20 protein-coding genes and 1 pseudogene are annotated in these 20,919 nt (G+C 38.3%); 4 read left to right on the top strand and 17 right to left on the bottom strand.

The genetic code is table 11. The features are described from left to right. Positions 1–365 precede the first annotated feature (365 nt). Positions 366–1,715, bottom strand: a complete 1,350-nt coding sequence (gene brnQ, locus K8L98_RS12025; RefSeq protein WP_223442775.1) for a branched-chain amino acid transport system II carrier protein — start codon at positions 1,713–1,715, stop codon at positions 366–368. Between the two features lie 412 nt (positions 1,716–2,127). Here brnQ and K8L98_RS12020 point away from each other — a divergent pair, with 412 nt between their 5' ends. Next, the gene (locus K8L98_RS12020) at positions 2,128–2,793 is read left to right on the top strand and encodes a GntR family transcriptional regulator (RefSeq protein ID WP_223442773.1); all 666 of its coding nucleotides are present in this window, start codon (positions 2,128–2,130) and stop codon (positions 2,791–2,793) included. A gap of 399 nt (positions 2,794–3,192) precedes the next feature. Here K8L98_RS12020 and K8L98_RS12015 read toward each other — a convergent pair whose 3' ends face one another. The 5 genes from K8L98_RS12015 to hflX form a co-directional block, all read right to left on the bottom strand. Continuing rightward, positions 3,193–3,627, bottom strand: coding sequence for a MarR family winged helix-turn-helix transcriptional regulator (locus tag K8L98_RS12015; protein ID WP_223442771.1), 435 nt, complete (start codon positions 3,625–3,627; stop codon positions 3,193–3,195). A gap of 133 nt (positions 3,628–3,760) precedes the next feature. After that, on the bottom strand, positions 3,761–5,095 hold the full coding sequence (gene glnA / locus K8L98_RS12010; RefSeq protein WP_223442769.1) for a type I glutamate--ammonia ligase: 1,335 nt from the start codon (positions 5,093–5,095) through the stop codon (positions 3,761–3,763). Between the two features lie 65 nt (positions 5,096–5,160). Continuing rightward, a complete protein-coding gene (locus tag K8L98_RS12005; RefSeq protein ID WP_223442766.1) occupies positions 5,161–5,556 on the bottom strand; it encodes a MerR family transcriptional regulator in 396 nt (131 codons plus the stop codon). Between the two features lie 81 nt (positions 5,557–5,637). Further along, positions 5,638–6,906 carry a methionine gamma-lyase family protein gene (locus K8L98_RS12000; protein ID WP_223442765.1) on the bottom strand — a complete coding sequence of 423 codons (1,269 nt, stop codon included), beginning with the start codon at positions 6,904–6,906 and terminating at the stop codon, positions 5,638–5,640. Beyond that, positions 6,899–8,182, bottom strand: a complete 1,284-nt coding sequence (gene hflX / locus K8L98_RS11995; RefSeq protein ID WP_223442764.1) for a GTPase HflX — start codon at positions 8,180–8,182, stop codon at positions 6,899–6,901. The genes K8L98_RS12000 and hflX overlap by 8 nt, the downstream gene beginning before the upstream one ends. 182 nt (positions 8,183–8,364) lie before the next feature. On the opposite strand from hflX, the gene K8L98_RS11990 reads away from it, so the two are divergent. Next, positions 8,365–8,967, top strand: coding sequence for a trimeric intracellular cation channel family protein (locus tag K8L98_RS11990; RefSeq protein ID WP_223442763.1), 603 nt, complete (start codon positions 8,365–8,367; stop codon positions 8,965–8,967). Positions 8,968–8,987: 20 nt separating this feature from the next. Here K8L98_RS11990 and spoVK read toward each other — a convergent pair whose 3' ends face one another. From spoVK to K8L98_RS11970, 4 genes are all read right to left on the bottom strand, one after another. Then, positions 8,988–9,938 (bottom strand): stage V sporulation protein K, encoded by a 951-nt coding sequence (spoVK, locus tag K8L98_RS11985; RefSeq protein ID WP_223442762.1) that lies wholly within the window; start codon positions 9,936–9,938, stop codon positions 8,988–8,990. Positions 9,939–10,183: 245 nt separating this feature from the next. Beyond that, positions 10,184–10,408, bottom strand: a complete 225-nt coding sequence (hfq, locus tag K8L98_RS11980; RefSeq protein WP_223442761.1) for an RNA chaperone Hfq — start codon at positions 10,406–10,408, stop codon at positions 10,184–10,186. 27 nt (positions 10,409–10,435) lie between these two features. After that, positions 10,436–11,386 (bottom strand): tRNA (adenosine(37)-N6)-dimethylallyltransferase MiaA, encoded by a 951-nt coding sequence (miaA, locus tag K8L98_RS11975; RefSeq protein WP_223442760.1) that lies wholly within the window; start codon positions 11,384–11,386, stop codon positions 10,436–10,438. A gap of 112 nt (positions 11,387–11,498) precedes the next feature. Beyond that, entirely contained in the window at positions 11,499–11,876 is a 378-nt protein-coding gene (locus K8L98_RS11970; RefSeq protein ID WP_223442757.1) for a YmaF family protein, read from the bottom strand. A gap of 177 nt (positions 11,877–12,053) precedes the next feature. Between K8L98_RS11970 and K8L98_RS11965 the strand changes: the two genes are divergently transcribed. Then, complete coding sequence (locus K8L98_RS11965) at positions 12,054–12,533, top strand: RIP metalloprotease (RefSeq protein ID WP_223442754.1); 480 nt, start codon at positions 12,054–12,056, stop codon at positions 12,531–12,533. Positions 12,534–12,997: 464 nt separating this feature from the next. Here K8L98_RS11965 and K8L98_RS11960 read toward each other — a convergent pair whose 3' ends face one another. Continuing rightward, on the bottom strand, positions 12,998–14,374 hold the full coding sequence (locus tag K8L98_RS11960) for an aminotransferase-like domain-containing protein (RefSeq protein ID WP_223442751.1): 1,377 nt from the start codon (positions 14,372–14,374) through the stop codon (positions 12,998–13,000). A 160-nt stretch (positions 14,375–14,534) separates the two neighbouring features. On the opposite strand from K8L98_RS11960, the gene K8L98_RS11955 reads away from it, so the two are divergent. After that, positions 14,535–15,437: a DMT family transporter gene (locus tag K8L98_RS11955; RefSeq protein ID WP_223442748.1), complete on the top strand. Its 903-nt coding sequence runs from the start codon at positions 14,535–14,537 to the stop codon at positions 15,435–15,437. Between the two features lie 102 nt (positions 15,438–15,539). Here K8L98_RS11955 and K8L98_RS11950 read toward each other — a convergent pair. The 6 genes and pseudogenes from K8L98_RS11950 to rbsK all read right to left on the bottom strand — a co-directional run. Then, positions 15,540–15,778, bottom strand: a pseudogene (locus K8L98_RS11950) (MBL fold metallo-hydrolase); the annotation flags it as partial. 199 nt (positions 15,779–15,977) lie between these two features. After that, the gene (locus K8L98_RS26860) at positions 15,978–16,586 is read right to left on the bottom strand and encodes a YesL family protein (RefSeq protein WP_223443360.1); all 609 of its coding nucleotides are present in this window, start codon (positions 16,584–16,586) and stop codon (positions 15,978–15,980) included. A 208-nt stretch (positions 16,587–16,794) separates the two neighbouring features. Next, positions 16,795–17,688, bottom strand: a complete 894-nt coding sequence (locus K8L98_RS11945) for a carbohydrate ABC transporter permease (protein ID WP_223443358.1) — start codon at positions 17,686–17,688, stop codon at positions 16,795–16,797. A 13-nt stretch (positions 17,689–17,701) separates the two neighbouring features. Further along, on the bottom strand, positions 17,702–18,604 hold the full coding sequence (locus K8L98_RS11940; RefSeq protein ID WP_223442745.1) for a carbohydrate ABC transporter permease: 903 nt from the start codon (positions 18,602–18,604) through the stop codon (positions 17,702–17,704). Positions 18,605–18,674: 70 nt separating this feature from the next. Further along, the gene (locus K8L98_RS11935) at positions 18,675–19,964 is read right to left on the bottom strand and encodes an ABC transporter substrate-binding protein (RefSeq protein ID WP_223442742.1); all 1,290 of its coding nucleotides are present in this window, start codon (positions 19,962–19,964) and stop codon (positions 18,675–18,677) included. A 21-nt stretch (positions 19,965–19,985) separates the two neighbouring features. After that, positions 19,986–20,909 (bottom strand): ribokinase, encoded by a 924-nt coding sequence (gene rbsK / locus K8L98_RS11930; RefSeq protein ID WP_223442738.1) that lies wholly within the window; start codon positions 20,907–20,909, stop codon positions 19,986–19,988. Positions 20,910–20,919 lie beyond the last annotated feature (10 nt).

The following is a 20,919-nucleotide window of genomic DNA, read 5'->3' as shown; positions in this document are numbered from 1 at the left end:
ATTGAAGTGAACCCAAAAAGTTAGACACTTTATTATTAGGCACACCTGTACAGAAAGGATGCTGACGACCGATACTCTAAAAAGGATAAATGTAAATAATGCAAAACGTTCTAATAAATGAGCTATATTGATCGGGGCTTTAACTAAATTCTTTCATCCGAAAACAGGCACAATAATATCGACCATAATTCCTGCATATAACACAACATTTTCTATTCATTAACTAGTTCAATCATTACTAAATTTATGCCATTAAACAACGCTCTTTTACTGTAAAAACACAAAACAAGAATACCTTTTAACAAAAGCTAAACCGAAAAAAGGTCAGCCAGTTTCATATAACTGGCTGACCTTTTTATTACAATTTAGATATATTTCTCAACTTGAGCAGAAGGGGATTTGCTTTTCATCACCATCCCGAATACATATCCTAAAACCCCGCCGATAATAGCTGGTACGATCCAACCTAAACCTACTTCATACAATGGAAGGACAGTGGCTAATAGGTCATTGATTGGAGCAATGGTAATTCCCGCTGCGTTTAATCCGTCAAATAAAGCTACAATTAGAGTTAATAACATACTTCCTTGATAAACCTCTTTTTTACCCTTAAATAATGGATGTAAAAATGTTAAAGCCATTAAACAGATAGCTAATGGATAAATGGCTACTAAAACTGGAACAGAGACAGCAATTAATTCATTTAAGCCGAAGTTGGCTAAACCAGCACTAAAAACAGAGAAAATAATCACGAATTTATTGTAAGAAATACTTGGCATCACTTTAGAGAAATATGAAGAACAAGAAGTGATAAGTCCAATACTAGTTGTTAAACAAGCTCCAAAAACAATTAAGCTAAGCAGAATCCCGCCAAATGAACCGAAGTAATGATTTGATGCACCTGAAAGAACGGCTCCCCCATTATCTAAAAGTCCAAGACCTTCTACACTTGAAGCCCCAATAAAGGAAAGAGATGTGTAAATGATTCCAAGAAGTGCCGCTGCAATTACTCCTGCTTTGGTAACAGCTATCATAATTTCCTTCTTAGTAGAGGCACCCTTTTCTTTTACCGCATTGATAACAATAATTCCAAAAACAAAAGCTGCAAGGGCATCCATTGTAAGATATCCCTCTTGGAATCCTTTAAAGAAGGCATTATTCATATAGTTTTCAGCAGGCGCTTGAAATTGCCCGATAGGATTAAAAAATGCTGCGATGATAAGAATCGCAATAAAAAGTAATAAAAATGGAGTTAAGAATTTTCCAACAATATCAACAATCTTAGATGACTTTAATGAAAAATAGGCTGTAATTCCAAAAAAGATAATAGTAAAGATTATTAAACCAATAACACTGTATTCTTCAGAAATAAAAGGCTTAACCCCGATCTCAAATGAAACAGTACCTGTTCTTGGGATTGCAAACAAAGGTCCTATTGATAAATAAAGAGCAACAGTAAAGATGATACCGAAAATAGGATGTACCCGGCTTGCTAATGATTGTAAATCACTTTTTCCAGATATTCCTAATGCAATTACACCAAGTAAAGGTAAGCCAACGCCAGTAACGACAAACCCGGCATTAGCCGACCACACATTCGTTCCCGCTGATTGACCAAGCATTGCAGGGAAAATTAAATTTCCTGCGCCAAAGAATAAAGCGAATAGCATAAAACCAACTGCAACTATAAATGAAAATGATATTTTATTAGTCATTTGATTTCCTCCTAGAAGTCTATTGATCTGGGGTGATTAAGTTTCTAAAAAAAAGCATTAATCATATTTGAAATAATCTTTATAATCAAAAAAAATACTAAAAATTTCATTTGATGTTATCGCAATTCTCATTTTAATTAAAATTTTCAGATTATTTAGCTTGTACTAATTTATTTTGCTATATTCCTCCTTCTATTATACGTATGTAATATATCGCTTACCAAAAGATATCATATACAAGATATTTATGCAATATATTACGCGTTTTTTGTTCTTTTATGTAATATATTGCATTTTAAAGTAGAATCATATACACTTTCAATATACCTATCTAGAATATTCTACTATTAAATGAAGACAGAGTTTTAAGTACTTCAATTTACCTTATGAAAAATCAAAAGGTGGTTTTATCATGCCCATACCTACCAATTTTTCATCCCCTACTCGTGTTACTGCAAAAAATCGTGCATTTGCTCAAATTCAAGAATGGATCATTGATGGCACTCTTCAGCCTAAAGAAAAGCTTAATGATGCTGATCTTGCGCAAGCGTTAGGAGTAAGCAGGACTCCTATTCGGGAAGCACTGCAATTACTGAATGTTCAAGGATTTGTTGAAATGTTTCCAGGGGTTGGAACTCAAGTCACATCTGTTAATAAAGAGGATATTAACAAAATTTTGCCTCCTTTAGGTGTCTTGCAAGCCTTAGCTGCCGAATTGGCAACACCGGTTATAAGTCAGGAATCGATTGATTCATTGCGTGAAATTAATACTAAATTTGCTGAGGCCATTAAAAAAGGCGATTTTTATTCAGCATTAAAGCAAGATGAACACTTTCATAATATCATTGTGGAGAATGCACAGAATCAATATATCACGAATTCAATTTCAAATCTCCAGGCTCATGTTCTTCGCCTGTATTTTCATCAATCAATCATTCTTACAAATGATTCAATACAGGAACATGAAGCTATATTACAGGCCTTTGAAAATAAAAATAAAGAGAAAGCAGCAAGTCTTGCCCGAAAGAATTGGATTCGTGCTATTGATGAGTTTTATGCTGAACAAAAAGAAAAATAAATATCTGCTCCTATAACCATTAATAAGGCATAAATCATAATAGACAAAAGAAAGATCAGTATCGGTAATTTCCGCATAAATAGAAAAATTGCTTATCAAACCCTGTCCAACTTGTCACCTCTAAAAGTAGGTCTGTCATCTTTACTCGTGGCAGCTTACCATAGAGAGTGGCACTAAAAAAGGTCCGTTGACAATTAGTTGTATTTGATCTTATACTTTTTATATAATTTGAATAATAAAACCTTTTTAGGCACTTTTCTAGAGTTAGCTCTATTTTCGCCACATAACTGTCAACTGACAATTGTGTGGCTTTTTCATGTAAAGAAAGGGGTACAATAACTCGGAAGGGGAAAGCTCTAAGAGTCATTCTGGGTCCTCCTTATTCTATAACTTGATTAATCAAGTTATAGTGTAAAAAAAATTACTCAGGTGGTAAGTCTTTTTTTGGCTATGTTTATGTACACGTGTCATCAGTGTGTACAATGTTTTCGTTTCTTCCTCGTTTAATACATCGTCAAAAAATGACGATTGAAACGCAAGTTGAGCTGGCATGGACTCTTCTAAAATCGCTAGGCTTATCGTTTTCGTTTTCCAATCTTGCTTACGCACAATATAGCCTTCTTTTTCAAGTCGTGCAAGCATACGGGAAATACCACCTTGCGTGACCGTTACTTTTTCAGCTAACTCAATTTGAGTGAGTGGTTGATAGACATGAATTTGCATGAGCACATCAAATTGTGCGGTTGTTAAATCAAAGCGCTTTAAAAAATTATTCGACAGCTGGTTACTGTGGCTCGTAAAACGTATTAAACGTAACCAGATTAACGACCCCATCTCCTCCCTACTTTCATTCATAAAAATTTGGTAGTCAAATAGTGGTCAGATTTGTGGTCAATGCTATTTTTTAATAAAATTTTAAGAATTATAAAAAACCCCTGACACCAATGGCATCAGGGATTTGCAGGTATTAATATTGAGACATATACTGTTCTCTTTCCCAAGGGTGAACTTGAGTACGGAACATATCCCATTCAATTTCTTTCGCTTCCATGAAGTGCTCGAACAAATGCTCGCCAAGGGCATTGATGATAACTTCATCCGTTTTTAATAGATCTAGTGCTTGAGCAAGTGTAGCAGGAAGATCAACGATGCCGTTCTCTACACGTTCTTCTTTTGTCATCACATAGATGTTGCGGTCAATCGGTTTTGGAGCTGCAAGTTTGTTTTTGATTCCGTCAAGGCCTGCTGCAAGCAATACAGACATTGCTAAGTATGGATTAGCAGAAGGGTCCACGCTGCGTACTTCTACACGAGTGCTTAGACCGCGTGAAGCTGGAATACGAATTAACGGACTTCTGTTTTGTGCTGACCAAGCAACATAGCAAGGTGCCTCGTAGCCCGGAACTAAACGTTTGTAAGAGTTAACTGTCGGGTTCGTAACAGCTGTAAAGTTTGGTGCATGCTTAATGATTCCAGCGATGAAATGTTTAGCTGTGTCGCTTAATTCAAGGTCGCTGTTTTTGTCATAAAAAGCATTTACGCCGTCTGTGAATAGTGATAAGTTCATGTGCATTCCAGATCCGTTAACACCAAATAATGGTTTTGGCATGAATGTAGCATGCAGACCATGTTTGCGTGCAATTGTTTTAACAACAAGTTTAAACGTTTGGATATCGTCACAAGCTTTAACTGCACCAGCATATTTGAAGTCAATTTCATGCTGTCCTGGTGCTACCTCATGGTGGGAAGCTTCAATTTCAAAGCCCATTTCCTCAAGCTCAAGCACGATATCGCGGCGGCAGTTTTCGCCAAGATCCGTTGGAGCTAAATCAAAGTAGCCGCCATGGTCGTTTAATTCAAGAGTAGGTTGGCCTTTTTCATCAAGTTTGAATAAGAAAAATTCCGGCTCAGGTCCAAGATTGAAATCTGTGAATCCTAAGTCTTCCATTTCTTTCAGCATACGTCTTAAATTGTTACGAGGGTCCCCGTCAAATGGAGTTCCATCCGGGCTGTAAATATCACAGATAAAACGTGCTACTTTTCCTTTTTCAGAAGTCCATGGGAAGATAACGAATGTATCGATATCAGGGAAAAGATACATATCAGACTCCTCAATGCGGACAAAGCCTTCAATTGAAGATCCATCAAACATACATTTGTTGTCTAATGCTTTTTCAAGCTGACTTACTGGAATCTCAACGTTTTTAATTGTTCCCAGGATGTCCGTAAACTGCAAACGGATATATTTTACGTTTTCTTCTTGCACCAATCGTACAATATCTTCTTTCGTATACTTAGCCATTTTGAAAAATCCTCTCCTAACAATACAAAGATATATTTATTTTAATTTAAGTGAAGCTAAATTCATTAGTGAAAAAATCTCGACATATCACCCTGTCTGAGTGATGATCTTTGAAAACGCCCCGCCTGCATAAGTTCAGCTTTCAGCAATTTTCGCAATTCAGCATCAGATAGATCAGGTTTTTCCACTTTTTTAGGCTGTTCATCATTCGGCAATTCTTCTTTCTTAGAAAAGATTTGCTTTATGCCTGCCATATTGACGCCTTGTTCAATAAGGCTTCTAATTTCAAGCAGTGTGTCTACATCATTAAATGAAAATAATCGTCTGTTTCCTTCAGTTCTAGCAGGGAAAATCAGGCCATTTTCTTCATAATATCGAATTTGTCTGGCAGAGAGTTCAGTCAGCTGCATGACAATTCCGATCGGGAATAAGGGCATCGTGCGTCGAATTGTATCACCCATTGTATTCCCTCCTTTTCTTAACTTATTCTTATTATATTCAATGTCATATAATGTGTCAATACCATGTTAGGAAAAATAACATTATAAATGAATGAGTTCTTTTTGAAGCAGATGATCTATAGCTGAGCATATGGCAATTTTTACGTGAGAATAGGTTAATCCCCCTTGCACATAAGCCGTAAATGGCGCACGCAGCGGTCCGTCAGCTGACAGTTCAATACTTGCACCTTGTATAAATGTACCTGCAGCCATTATGACATCATTTTCATACCCCGGCATATAACTTGGATACGGCGTAACATGAGAGTTAATTGGTGATGCGTATTGAATAGCCTGACAAAAAGCAACCATTAAATCCGCCTGATTAAACTGAACTGATTGTATAAGATCAGTCCGGACAGCATCCCACGAAGGATTTGTATTGAGTCCTGCCATTTCAAGTATCGCCGCAGTAAATACTGCTCCTTTAAGAGCTTGTGCGACTACATGAGGAGCAAGGAAAAAACCCTGGTACATCTCCTGAAGACTATATAATGAAGCTCCTGCTTCTGCTCCAATGCCCGGTGATGTCATTCTGTATGAGCAGGCCTCTATTAATTCCGTTCTACCCACTAAATATCCGCCTGTCTTGGCAAGTCCTCCTCCTGGATTTTTAATGAGAGAACCCGCCATTAAGTCCGCACCTGCATGGCATGGTTCAAGCTCCTCCACAAATTCCCCGTAGCAATTATCAACAAAAACGATCACATCGTTCTTAATTGCTTTTACAAAATCGATCATTTCTTTTATTTCAGCAATTGTGTAGGATGGCCTTGATGCATAACCTTTAGAACGCTGAATGCCGATCATTTTTGTCTTATCCGTGATTTGAGCTCTAACAGCTTCAAAATCAACGCTTCCGTCTTCTTTTAAATCCACTGCATTATAACCGATTTTAAATTCACTGAGCGAACCGATTCCGCTCCCCCGAATTCCAACAATCTCTTCAAGCGTATCATATGGCTTTCCGGTTATGTACAGGAGCTCGTCAAAAGGACGAAGGACTCCAAACAAAGCTATCGAGATTGCATGCGTGCCTGAAATGATCTGGGGACGCACCAGCCCTGCCTCGCCTCCAAAGACATCTGCGTATATTTTCTCCAGCGTATCCCGCCCATGGTCATCATACCCGTAACCTGTTGAAGGAATAAAATGTGAATCACTTACTTTGTGTTCTCTGTAGCTTTTCAGCACACGGTATTGATTTAGTTCCATTCTTTCGTCGATCTTTTTATGAATCTGTTCTATTTTTTCTTCTGCCTGATTAGATAGCTGTGATATTTTCTCACCAAATTTTAATTGTTTAAACATTACTGCTGCCCTTTCTATTGTACATCTGTATATGCCCCGCAACTGAGTGTGCGGGCAAATAGTGTCCTTGTATTTCGTATTGATTTGTTTCTTCATTAAATGCAAAATGTCCGACCATCGTTTCAGTCTTAATAATGGATAGGAGCCTGCCTTCACTCGAAGGGACTTCAATGCTGTAAGTCTCCATTTGCTCGACTGAAACAGTTTGGATCTTCTGTTTAAGATGACCGATGTCACTCTCGCTGAATGCACTGATCAAAACATGTTCAGCTTTTGGCGATGGAACGAACTCAATTGACTGCTTATCTTTTTTGTTGTACACAGTCAGGACGGGGATGGCTGTAACCTTCAATTCATCAAGAAGTTTGTATACTGTTTTTTCATGATTTTGAAAGTCATCATTTGAACTGTCAACAACATGAAGAATGAGGTCTGCTTCTTTTACTTCTTCTAATGTAGAACGGAATGCTGCAACTAATGTAGTCGGCAAATCCTGAATAAATCCAACCGTATCTGTAAGCAGGGCTTGATACCCGGAAGGCAGGGTCATCTTTCTGGTCATAGGATCTAATGTAGCAAACAGCAAATCCTCTTCAAATGTGCCTGCATCTGTAATTCTGTTAAATAGTGTGGATTTGCCTGCGTTGGTATAGCCAACGAGAGCAATTTGGAATGCCTGATTTTTCTTCCTTCTCTCGCGGTAGCGATTACGGTGGCTGACAATGGCAGAAAGCTGAAGTTTAATTTCGTGAATTCTGCTTCGAATGTGCCTTCTGTCGGTTTCTAGCTGAGTTTCACCCGGTCCTCTTGTTCCGATTCCGCCGCCTTGACGGGAAAGATTTATGCCTTGTCCGCTAAGTCTCGGCAATAAGTATTGAAGCTGCGCAAGCTCAACTTGAAGTTTGCCTTCTCTCGACTTAGCACGAGTCGCAAAAATATCGAGAATTAATTGCGTCCGGTCTATTATCTTTATATCAAGTGCAGCCGTCAAATTACGCTGCTGGCTTGGGGAAAGCTCATCGTTAAATATAATTAAGTCCGGTTCAAGTTCTTCTGAAAGAGCAATCAGCTCCTCCACTTTGCCTTTTCCTATGTATGTAGCCGGATGTATTCTTTCTCTTTTTTGAGACAGCTGCATCAGAACTTCACCGTTTGCCGTTTTCGTTAATGAAGCGAGCTCACTCATTGTATATTGAAAGGCCTCGTCATCTAATTTAGGCAGCTGACAGCCAACCAGAATGACTTTTTCGATTACAGAATATATGTTCTCTTTCAAACGTGTATCATCCTTTTCAGCAATAATTTTGCATTATCATCATAACAAAAAAACCGGGAATTCACTAATTGTTTCCTATATAAAGCAGTATATGAAAGAAAATGGTTGCATTTCTCCATGACGCCATATAAAATCAAAAACGATTACAACTAGTGAGCGCATTAGCAAAGGGGATACAGGTTATGACTTGGGAAGTATTAAGCATCATTGGAACAATTGCGTTTGCTGTCAGCGGAGCAATTGTTGCGATGGAAGAAGAATATGATATTTTAGGCGTATATATATTAGGGATCGTTACCGCTTTCGGGGGCGGTGCGATCAGAAATCTGCTGATCGGCGTGCCAGTTTCCGCACTTTGGGAGCAGGGTATGCTCTTTCAAATAGCATTGATTGCAATGACGACTGTTTTCTTATTTCCGAATAACTTACTTAAACACTGGCAAAGATGGGGAAACCTGACGGATGCAATCGGGTTATCCGCATTTGCCATACAAGGGGCTTTATATGCTACAGAAATGAATCACCCTATAAGTGCTGTTGTCGTAGCAGCCGTCTTAACAGGAAGCGGCGGCGGAATCATCCGTGATCTTTTAGCAGGACGCAAACCGCTTGTCTTAAAATCTGAAATCTATGCAGTATGGGCCGTCCTTGCTGGTATCGTCATTGGTTTTGACCTTGCCGAGTCTGCCATTCACCTTTATACACTCTTTGTACTGCTGGTAGTATGCAGGGTACTCTCTTATACAAAAAAATGGCGACTGCCCAACAAATCTATTCATCATTAATAAAGCCGCACACAGCGGCTTTATTCTTTTATGATGAGATCCTGGCTTTTTATTGTCATCAGGTCATCACGCTGATATTGATCTGATGTTAGAAGTCTCATAGCTTGAGATCTGATCGATTTTTCAATGACATTTCGAACATATCTTCCATTTGAAAATTTTGCAGGAGCCATATTTGTTTTAATCATATTTAAATGATCACGAAGCTTCCACTCCGCTTCTTTGCTGAATGTGTATTCCCGTTCAATCATCATTCTTTTCGATATCTCCATCAGCTGTTCTACAGAATAGTCAGGAAAATCCACAACTAGCGGAAATCTCGAATGAAGACCAGGGTTAAGAGTCAGGAAATGATCCATTTCTTTTGAATAGCCCGCTAAGATTAAAACAAATTCATGCTGCTTATCCTCCATATGCTTAACAAGCGTATCGATCGCTTCTTTGCCGAAATCCTTTTCTCCACCGCGTGCAAGTGAATATGCTTCATCTATAAAAAGAATCCCGCCAAGTGATTTTTTTATCAGGTCTCTTGTTTTTTGTGCTGTATGTCCAATGTATTCTCCGACTAAATCTGCTCTTTCAGCTTCAATCAAGTGTCCTTTTGATAGCACATTCATTTGAAAAAATAATTTGCCGATCAGCCTGGCAACTGTCGTTTTTCCTGTTCCCGGATTTCCTTTGAACATCATATGAAGAGATTGCTTTCCAGCTTTAAGTCCTTGTTCCTCACGCTTTTTATTGATATAAATCCATGCATAAATTTCTTTTAACATCCGTTTCATTTCTTCCATTCCTACAAGAGTGTTTAATTCAGCTTCCATTTCATTAAGAATGACATGCTGAGGCTGTGTTTTTGGAATTTTTATTTCATAGGATGCTGATTCGCTGATTTTCTCATGATACGTCTTTTTTTGCCCATTCAAAATCACATTAATTTGACCATTATTTTTAAATGTGACTGCTTGATCCAAAGATGTTCACCTCACATTCTTTTACTACTATACGTTGCAGCGGTCAAAATCGTGACAAATGCCTATATAAAAATATGAAAATTATTTTAACCGTTAAAAAAATTGTTGATAAATGCGATGTTTTGTAGTATTATGCGCTTTCCCGAGAAATATTTTCTCATATTTCCTTTTGCAATGCGGGTGAATATCCTTTAAAAAACAAAATAAAAGCAGCCTCCATTGTGCTGAAGACTGCTTTCATATTTCTATTCCAATTCAAGTGTTACATTTTTCTGCGGTGCAAAAGTTGAAATCGCATGCTTATAGATAAGCTGCTGCTTTCCTTCTGTTTCTAAAAGAACCGTAAAGTTATCAAACCCCTTGACAAGCCCTCTTAATTGAAAACCATTTAGTAAGAATACTGTTACAAAGGTACCGTCTCTACGGATGGAATTTAAAACCTGGTCTTGAATATTTACTGTTGTTCTCATGTTTCGTCCTCCTCTTTTCTCTATGTGTTATGTATTCGCGCTTAAATTAAGCTTTCCTGCTATATATGTAAAAATTTCATTGAATCTCAAATCCATATCCAACGGCTTGCTCATATCAAACCATTCCACATCCATTTTGTTGCGGAACCAGGTAAGCTGGCGCTTAGCATATCTTCGGGAATTTTGTTTAAGCTGCTCTTTTGCGTCTTCAAGGGAAACAGCGCCGTCAAAATAGGCGTATAATTCTTTATAGCCTATTGCCTGTATGGATTGACACTCTTTCAGTCCCTTGTCATAAAGCCCTTTTACTTCTTGAATGAGGCCCTGATCCATCATCAGGTCTACCCTTAAATTAATTCTCTCATAGAGCTGTTCTCTCTCCATTGCAAGTCCTATAATGACAACATCATACAGCAGCACCTTATCTTGTTCTGCAAGAAAATCGGTCATTGTTTTTCCTGTACAATGAAAAATTTCAAGTGCTCTGATCACTCGCCTGACATTATTAGGGTGAATTCTCTCAGCAGAAACAGGATCGATCAAAGCAAGCTTACTATGAATCGTTTCATTTCCCGCTGAACAGGCCTCAGCTTCAAGCTGTTTCCTAAAATCCGGGTCAGAAGCAGCCTCGGTGAATTGATAATCATAAATGACAGATTGTATATATAATCCCGTGCCGCCGACGATGATAGGCAGTTTTTTCTTTTCATGAATTTCCGTAATTAATGGACGTGCAATCTCCTGAAATTCAGCTGAAGAAAAATCTTCTTCAGGATTTTTTATATCAATGAGATGGTGGACAATTCCATCCATTTCATCAGGCTTTACTTTTGCAGTCCCTATATCCATCCCGCGGTAGACCTGCATACTGTCTCCGCTGATAATTTCTCCATTTAGCTTCTTTGCGAGCTCAATGCTCAAATTTGTTTTGCCAACAGCTGTCGGTCCTATTATTACGACCAGCTTCTCTTTCTTCAACTTGCAACCACTCTTTCATTCCTAATAGTCCGCTATTCAACATCTTATCACTTTAAATCAGTGAATACCAGTTTATTATTTCCAGTTTTCTGTGCAGCCAAACGGCAGAATTTCAATAACCAATAGGTCCGCTTGTTCGGCCGCTAAATAAATGGTGATGAACTTGCTTTTGCTGTGCAGAATAAACCACTCCTCCAAACTCCGGAGGCTCTGCTTCTGTATAGTTCCTGTAAGATTTCCCGAAGAATAAGTGATAATGAGACCCATCAAGCATTGGTATAGCAGGGCCTGTTTGAACATAAAAACGGTGATAATGCTGATTTTCAAACGTAGTTAACCCTTCAACATAATGAAAATGACCATCATATGAATTCCCGTTCAGCGGTTTAGAAAACCCGAGTAAATAATGATGGTGATTTTCCTTCTTCTCAGTGACTCCCTGAAAATAATGAGCATGCGGAACTGGAAGCTGCTCCCGGTAACAGTCCATTAGAAAACACTCCTTTTTTCTTTATCCTTCAGATTATGAAAAGGTAAGGAATTAGGCGCATGAATCAGGAAAATAATTGTTTCTGTCTAGGGCAGAATGGTCAATTCTTCTTTTTCAGTTTTATTCTGCTGGTTGGGGGAATTCAAGTAGTAAATGATTTTTAGGAGGGCCATTTGCATGTTTCAGTTAGAAGATATGATTACATTTTTTTGGGCTTTCTTTTTCGTGCTGCCAATCGTAGCATTTATTCATCAGCTGGGACACTTTGTTTTCGTGTGGATGTTTGGAGGCAAAGCTGTATTTATTTTGGGCAGAGGGAAACTGATGTTCAGAATAGGAAAACTTGAAGTCAAGCAATACTACTTTTTAGATTCATTTTGCCAATATGAAAATTTGAAGTGGGATAATCGGTACACACACGCATTTGTATATGCAGGCGGATCTCTGTTTAACCTTACAGCCATTTTGATTGTTAATACAATGATCCACACCGGTTTTCTTGAACCTCATATTTTTTATTATCAGTTTGTTTATTTTTCTGTTTACTTTGTTTTCTTTTCTTTGCTTCCTTTTAAATACTCAGAAACTCACTCATCTGATGGGCGATCTATATATGACGTAATTAAGTATGGCAAAAGCTGCAGTCAGCTTGATTAGAAATAGATTAAAAGGAAATTAACATTTCACATCCTGTACGAATCGGCGGGAAATAAAAACTTGGATGGACAGATGCTGCTTTTAAAATGCGAGGGCACTCCAAGACCTGAGGAAATTAAAAGTGAAAGTGAATATAAACGAATAAAAAAAATAGTTCTTAAAGCAACGGGTGCAATACTACATTCAGTGAATCTTCTTTCTTATACAACTATCTGAGCAGGTTAGTATAAGAAGGTACTAACAAACAGTTTTCAATACTTCGGAGGCAAATTAATGAAAGAACCCTCCAAAAATCATCATTTAGAGGGTTTTATTTCATTTAAAAGTTTGTATATTTAGCGAGGAAATAGTTTCAAATGATTGCTCAATTTCTAAGTCACATAAACTACCGTTTTGACCTTATTTTCTTATGGTTGGAAATCCTCATAAACCTGTGATGTGCCCTCTATATAAACTTACCCATACTAAATGAGTAAAAAGTTATTTGGACTAATATCATTTTTTCTACTATTAATTAAATCAATACAGTGAGCCAATCGCTCTACCCCTAGTTTAATTTGACTCTCGTTCACTTGAGAAATGCATAATCGAAGGAGATTTTCCTTTTTATATTCTGGTAAAAACATTCTGGAGGCATCATCAACATATATATGCTGCTCTTTCAGCATATGAACTACCTGCTTTGCTGTCACATTCTCTGGCAAACTGATGGATAGATAGAATCCTGAAGGCGGTTTTGAAAAATGAGTATTAGCCGGCAGGAATGATTCACATGCTTCTTGAAGGATTTGCATTTTAGTACGGTATACCTCTTTTATTCTTTTGAGATGGCTATTAAACATACCACTTTTTAAATAGATTTCTAGCGCACCTTGAGAAAGTGCTGAACTATTAAAATCCGAACTGAATTTATATCGTAAAAAATTGTTAATCATTAATGAAGGAAGAACGACAGTACCGATCCTTAACCCCGGGAGAAAAATTTTCGAAAAGCTTTTAATATAAATCACTCTCCCAGAAGGATCAAAAGAAAATAAAGGATCTGATTTTGCATTTGGATCAAGGTCTCCTAAAAAATCATCCTCCACTATATATACATCGTATTTTTCAGCTAACTCAACGATTTTTTTCTTATCGCTATTCGGGTAACAATGTCCAAGCGGATTGTTAAATCTAGGGATAATATAGAAGAACTTGATATCATTATTTCGAAAAATGTATTCCAGACGTTCAAGATCAATTCCTTCCATCGATAACTCAATTCCAAAAGCAGTAGCTTGGTGCAGTTTGATGGACTCTATGAATCCGAAATAAGTAGGCTGTTCAATTAGAATATTGTTTTTTCCATTTGGAAATGGCATAGAAACTAATAAATTAAGGGCTTGCTGCGAGCCAGATACAACGATTACTCTTTCAGGTTGAGTAAACACCTGCAGACTTTGCAAATATTTCACTAACTGTACCCGCAGTGAGTAAAGCCCTTGTTGATCAGAGTATGTAAAAAGCTCTTCTTTATATTGTTCAATTGCTTGATTCATACAATGTTGAAATTCCACATAAGGCATAACCTTTTTATCTGGACCGGCAGACAAGAAATCAATCACCTCATTTTCTTCCGCCGCTTTTTGAAATTCATTCACAACATAGTAGCCGCTTTTAGGAACTGAATAAATTAAATGCTCTTTTTCAAGTTCGGCGTATGCTTTAATGACCGTATTTTTGCTGCATGAAAAATACTCAGATAACTGACGAACAGAAGGGAGTTTACTGCCTGCAATCAGCGAACCATCTGCTACCTGAATCTTAATTTCTTGCATTATCTTAATATATTTTGAGTTCATGTATTGATCCCCCTTTAACTGTACCAGGACAGATGAGTAAAAAAATGGTTTATTTTTATTGTATGTACTCATAGTATGTTAATTATATCAGAACTGTTTTTTAGATAAGTAAAAAATGGTACAGATGTGATACAAAATATAAAGACTGGGGTTAGATAAGATGCAGGGAGAAATCAGAGAGAAATTAGGATTAATTTTGGGATTAGCAGGCGTCATTTGTTTTAGCTTAACGCTCCCGTCTACAAGTATTGCAGTAGAGTATTTTGGGACTACGGTCGTCGGTTTAGGAAGAACAATTGTAGCCGCTATTTTAGTAGGCGTGGTATTGATTGTTCGAAAAGAAAAACTGCCTAATCCCCGCCAATTCAAAAGTCTGCTTATTGTTGCAGCAGGTGCAGTTTTAGGATTTCCTCTCCTTACTTCTTGGGCAATGGAATCCTTGCCTGTTTCTCATGGAGCTGTGGAAGTAGCCCTGTTACCATTGGCAACAGCCGGATTTGCTATGTTTAGAGCAGGTGAAATCCCTTCTCTCAAATTCTGGATTTCAAGTATAATTGGCTCTTTATCTGTTATTATGTATGCTTTTCATCTCGGATTCGGTCAATTACAATTTGCCGATTTAGCAATATTGGCTGCAGTGTTAATACTTGGACTTAGTTACGCAGAAGGCGGGAAATTAGCGAAAGATTTAGGTAGCTGGCAAGTAATTGCTTGGGCGATTATGATCGGTGCTCCATTTTTTATTTTTCCAGTTGGATTAAACCTTACAACCGAAATGCTCCATGCCCCAATACATGCTTGGGTCAGTTTTATTTATCTCGCAGTGATCAGTCAATTTTTAGCATATGTTGCCTGGTATAGCGGAATGGCTATGGGCGGAATAGCAAGAGTTAGTCAGCTTCAATACCTGCAACCATTTTTAATGATTCTATTTGCAACCATATTTCTAGATGAATCCATCACATTTTTCACTGTTGTAATAGCATTGATAGTAGTCTTTTCTGTTATATTAGGCAAAAATGCTCACGTATCAAAAAAAGAAGCTGTATCAGAGAAAAACTAACTGTCTGTTCAATTGAGATAGCTATATAATGGTTAATGATAAAAGAGAGCACATATTATACATGGTTAATATGTGCTCTCTTTTGAAAGTCCATTTTTCAACTTAAAAAGAATATGATTCACCATCATGCGGCACTAGGACACTAGAGGAGATTCCTTTTTCATTAATAAAGCTTTTCAATTCTTCTCTTGATAATGTCCAATGATTGACAGTCTCCATATGGACAGAAATAATTTTCGCGTCAGGGGCATCCTTATAAACTTCATAGATATCCTCTTTCCCTATTACTAGCGACCGCCTAAGAATTGATTTTCTCCGCCATTTACCACAATGATTTCTGGCAAAGAGAAGTTTGTGAAATAACATACTTAAACTATCCGGTGCATTTGTTAAATAATAAGATAAGACGTTTAACATTTTGGACATGTCTAAAATGTTAAACGTCTTCCTTTTTTGAATTTTAATATTTTTAGTCTTGATAAAATGGTTCCATCACTCAGGTCTATTCTAAGAAACTCTATGAACTTAGAGGTTATATTATTAAGACACGCTGCCAAATTGAAATTTTTTCCTTTTCTCTTCAACAATACGAAACGATCTTTGAGCAATCCAAGTCAAATAACAGGCGACAGCACTAGTTCCAAAAAAGGGTATGAGCATCGGGATGTACCTGTAAATAAAGAAAGAGCCGAATAAACCGGTAATCATCAAAATAGTTAATTTAGGATTCAATATCGCAATTAGCAGGCTCCTATTCAGATATTGGAATAGCTTCCAGTCAAAATGGACGAACGCTGGAAATAGAAAAACAATGACAACCAGGAACACAATAGTCAGATTGATGGAAACTAATAGCATGAACTTGGATAAGAGAGAGCCTTGATCCAAAAAGAATTTGATATCTATGAATAGTATAAAACTAATCAAAAGGAACAGATATCCCAGAAGTTGCGATTTCCAGAATTCCTTCTTGAAGCTCCTCCAGAAAAAGTGAAAAACCCTAATATTCTCATCACCAAGCACCCATTTCCTCGCAACTGCAAACATTGCCGCAGTAGCTGGAAAGATACCAAATAAAATCAGCCCGGATATGGTAAATAAAAGCCATAATATATTCAAACCAACCAATCGGGTAATCCATTCAAACACTCTAAAGATTCCACTGTAAAATCCGTTTAATTCCACTCCATCTCACCGTCCTTTCATCAATTTTGTTTAGTTAATCAAGCAGCAGTTTTAGATGAAATTCTTTTGTTATAAATAGGATTACTGGTGAAATTATATCTTCTATCCCGATAATGTTCCTTTTATCATTTTCTGCTTGGGCAGTTAAATTTTGCAGGTAAAAAATCTTCTTTTACTTTATTCCAGATGTGGCTATGCCTTCGACAATATAACGCTGGAAGAATAAGAAAATCAAAAATACCGGTATAATTGATAATACAGACATTGCAAAAAGCGAACCAAGGGCTGCCTCTCCTCCCGCATCAGTGAACATACGAAGCGCGAGTGTTACTGTATATTTTTCTACACTGCTGAGATATAAAAGCTGACTGAAAAAGTCGTTCCATGTCCAAATAAATGTGAATATGGTTGTTGTCACGATTGCTGGTACTGTTAAAGGCAGAATAATTCGGGTATATATGCTAAACGGTCCGCATCCATCAATGGTAGCAGCTTCATCCAGTTCACGAGGAAGTGACCGAATGAATTGAACAGTCAGGAATATGAAAAATCCATCCACTGCAAAAAACTTTGGTACCACAATTGGCAAAATGGTATTGATCCATTCCAATTTATTGAAGATAATGTACTGCGGCACAACAAGTACATGCATTGGAATCATCATGGTCATCATCATTAAGGCAAACCAGACTTTTTTGTGTTTAAATTCCAACCTAGCAAAAGCATAAGCGGTAATAGAACAGGAAATGATATTGCCAACCACCGCTAACCCTACCATAATAAAAGAATTCAGATAAAATGTGGTAAACGATGTTCCTGATGTGCCCTTCCATCCATTCTTGTAGTTTGATAGTGTCAGGTCTTTTGGCCATAGACTGTTATCGGTTAATATGGTTTCAGTTGGTTTAAACGAACTGATAATCATCCACAAAATGGGGTATAGCATAATAACTACGCCTAATAAGATGAAACCATGAAGAATAAGTTTTTTAAACTGAGTCCTTGTCTTTTTGTACTCCGTTAACCCTATTACAAACTCACTTTTTTGCTGATTAACTTTTATCATCTTTTCCACACCATCACCCCTGATCTCCGTAATGAACCCACTTTTTCGATGTCAAATACACCAGGCCAGTAAAGCAGGCGATGATAATAAGTAATGTCCAGGCCATAGCCGAGGCGTATCCCATCTGGAAGTTGCCGAATCCGTTCTGATATAAATAAAGCGTATAAAACAGAGTCGAATTTACCGGTCCACCCGTTCCGTTGCTTATGATATAAGCCGGAGTAAATGCCTGGAAAGAACTAATAATTTGCATGATCGTATTAAATAGAATAATAGGAGACAGGCATGGCAGAGTGATATAAATGAATCCCTTCCATTTACCAGCACCATCCAAGGAAGAGGCTTCATAGTATTCCTGCGGGATTTGTTTGAGACCTGCCAGGAAAATGACCATCGGTGAACCAAACTGCCATACCTTTAACATAATGAGCGACCAAATAGCATAATCAGGCGTCCCTACCCAACTTGGCATAACAATTCCTATATAACCAAGCAATTGATTGACGATGCCGTGATTACCGAATACTTGCTGCCATAGAATCGCTATAGCGACACTTCCGCCGATTAGCGAAGGTATATAGTAAACAGCACGGTAGACACCCAGACCGCGAAGTCCTTTATTTAAGAGTATTGCTAGGAAAAGAGCAAATGCTAACTCCAGCGGAACAGCTACAATCACATAAGTAAGTGTAACCTTGAGAGCTTGCAGGTACTGTGAATCTTGGGTAAACATAGTTGCATAATTTTTTATACCAATCCAGGTAGGCGAGGAAACGAAATTGTAATTTGTAAATGAAAGATATAATGAGCTAAGGAAAGGAAAGGCATTGAACAAGATCATTCCTATAAGCCAGGGCGCCAGAAAGATGTAAGGAATGAACGGTAACCACTGCTTGTTGTCAAATAATTTCAACATAGCATAGACTCCTTTGCAGGAACAAAAGCTCAATATTATGTAGTTGAGCTTTTGCTCAAAATAAATTGACTTATCGGTTCAATATTTTGTTTGCCTGTTCAAAAAAGTCATCAACGGCCTGAGAGATGGTTTTTTGACCAAATGCAATCTCCTGGTTACTTGTAAGCAGAAGCTTTTGTACGGATGTACTGCCACCCGGCATAGCTGGATACGGCTTAGTGGAAGGTATCATTTCGTTTACGAAAGCGTATTCCTTATTCTCCGATTCTCCCAGTAAGGGCGTTATCACTTCCTGCATTTGTTTCGAAGCCTGTGGACCATGCTCACCTTTAAAAATTTTGGCCGCATCTGAATCGTTAACAACAAAGTTTATCAGTTTAGCCGCTTCCTTCGGATGTTTTGTTTTCGAAGAAATTCCTAGGGATGCCACAATTAAAGGGATTTTCTTATTGCCATTCGGATCAAACGGATAACTGACGATAGCAAGCTTGTCTTTCGAACTGCCTTGATAGATTTTCAGCTGATTGGAACTTTTACTGATCATCGCCACCTTACCAAGAGCAAGCATGGACTGTTCCTGTGTTTTATCTCCTTGTTCTGCTTGAATTGAAGCAGGTGGAGTTAACCCGTCTTTACGCATTTGATCCCAGAACTTGAACCAGTCTTTCAAATCCTTTTTATCGATTCCTAGTCCATCATCTTTAAAAACTGACTTCCCTCTCTGTTGGGCAAACAATTCTAGTCCACGATACACTCCACCTTCATCCTCAACCGCCCATGCGTCTTTGCCCAGTGATTTTTTCAGTTTTTTGGCTGCAGCTACATATTCGTCCCAAGTCCAGTTGTTTTCAGGCGCTTCTATTCCTGCTTTCTCAAACATAGCTGTATTATAGATCACGCCTGTAATATTGTGACCAAGACTTATAGCATATAACTTGTCGTTGACTTTGCCTCCGCCAATATCTGCCGGATCAAAATCCTTTATATTCAAATCACCTGAATCAACAAGCGGGTCAAGATCCAGCATCATTTCACGCGTTACAAAGTCAAATTGGAAGAAGCTGCTCGTCTGCATTACATCCGGGGCATTACCACCTGCACCTTGAGTAGTGAATTTCTCCGCGTACTGATTTTCCGTAGTGAATTCGCGCAATACCTTAATATTTGGGTTTTTTTGCTCAAACAAGTCGAATAGTTCATTCATCTTGTCATGCCGAGCTTGACCACCCCACCACGCCACACGCAATTCAACTTTCTCGCTGGAAGATGCTCCGCCCTTTGTTTCCTCTGATGAACAAGCTGTTAACCCAAATATCAGAATGACAGACATGATAATAAATAATATTTTATTAGGATTCATTAACTTCTCCCCCCAAAAGGATCAATTATATTCAAATTGGTTCACCTTTGTTCTGTTAGGCATAGACGGTTGAGCACCAAAATTAGTGACGGACAGAGCAGCTGCTTTTTGTGCAAAGCGAACAGCTTCTTCTAACGTACCTCCTTCTGCGAGATATACACCTAATCCGGCGTTGAAAGAATCACCCGCTCCAGTTGTGTCAACAGTCTCAACTTTATGGGCTCTCATAAGACGGTATGCACCGCTTTCTGAGTATGCTGCCCCTTCTCCCCCTAGCGTCATAACAACTCGCTTTACACCCCTGCTAATAAGATGAGACATTACTTCTCCAATAGAAGCATCACTTTCCGCCCGGCCTGTGACGATGATCTTGCCTTCTGTTTCGTTTGGGGTCAGAATATCGATCTGCTTCAGAAGTACATCAGACATCTGGCGGGCCGGAGCCGGATTTAAAATAACCGGAACTCTATGGCGGTTCGCAACTTTAACTGCTTCTTCCACCGCATCCATCGGGATTTCCAATTGAACCAAAAGCATATCAGCTGAACGAATCACATTCTCAGCCTCTCGTACATAAGAAGGAGTCATCCGAGCGTTGGCGCCAGGAGCGACAACGATGCTATTCTCACCGGATTCATTGACGGTAATCATGGCCACTCCTGTTGACTGGCCTGATATTGTTGTTACATATTCAGTACCTATATTCTCTTCTTCAAAATGTGCCAGCAGTTCTCTACCATATCTGTCATCACCCACACAGCCAACCATTTTTACTTGTGCGCCTAGTCGACTCGCGGCCACCGCCTGATTTGCTCCCTTTCCACCAGGCATAGTGGAAAATCCATCGCCTATTATGGTTTCTCCCTCAAGTGCAATCCTAGGCGTCTTCACGACTAAATCCATATTTATACTTCCCACTACCACAATTTGCGCTTGTATGGACATGATTCTCCTC

It is taken from the genome of Metabacillus dongyingensis, assembly GCF_019933155.2.
Taxonomy (GTDB): Bacteria; Bacillota; Bacilli; order Bacillales; family Bacillaceae; genus Bacillus_P; species Bacillus_P dongyingensis.
This window is presented reverse-complemented; position numbering and strand designations above follow the sequence as displayed.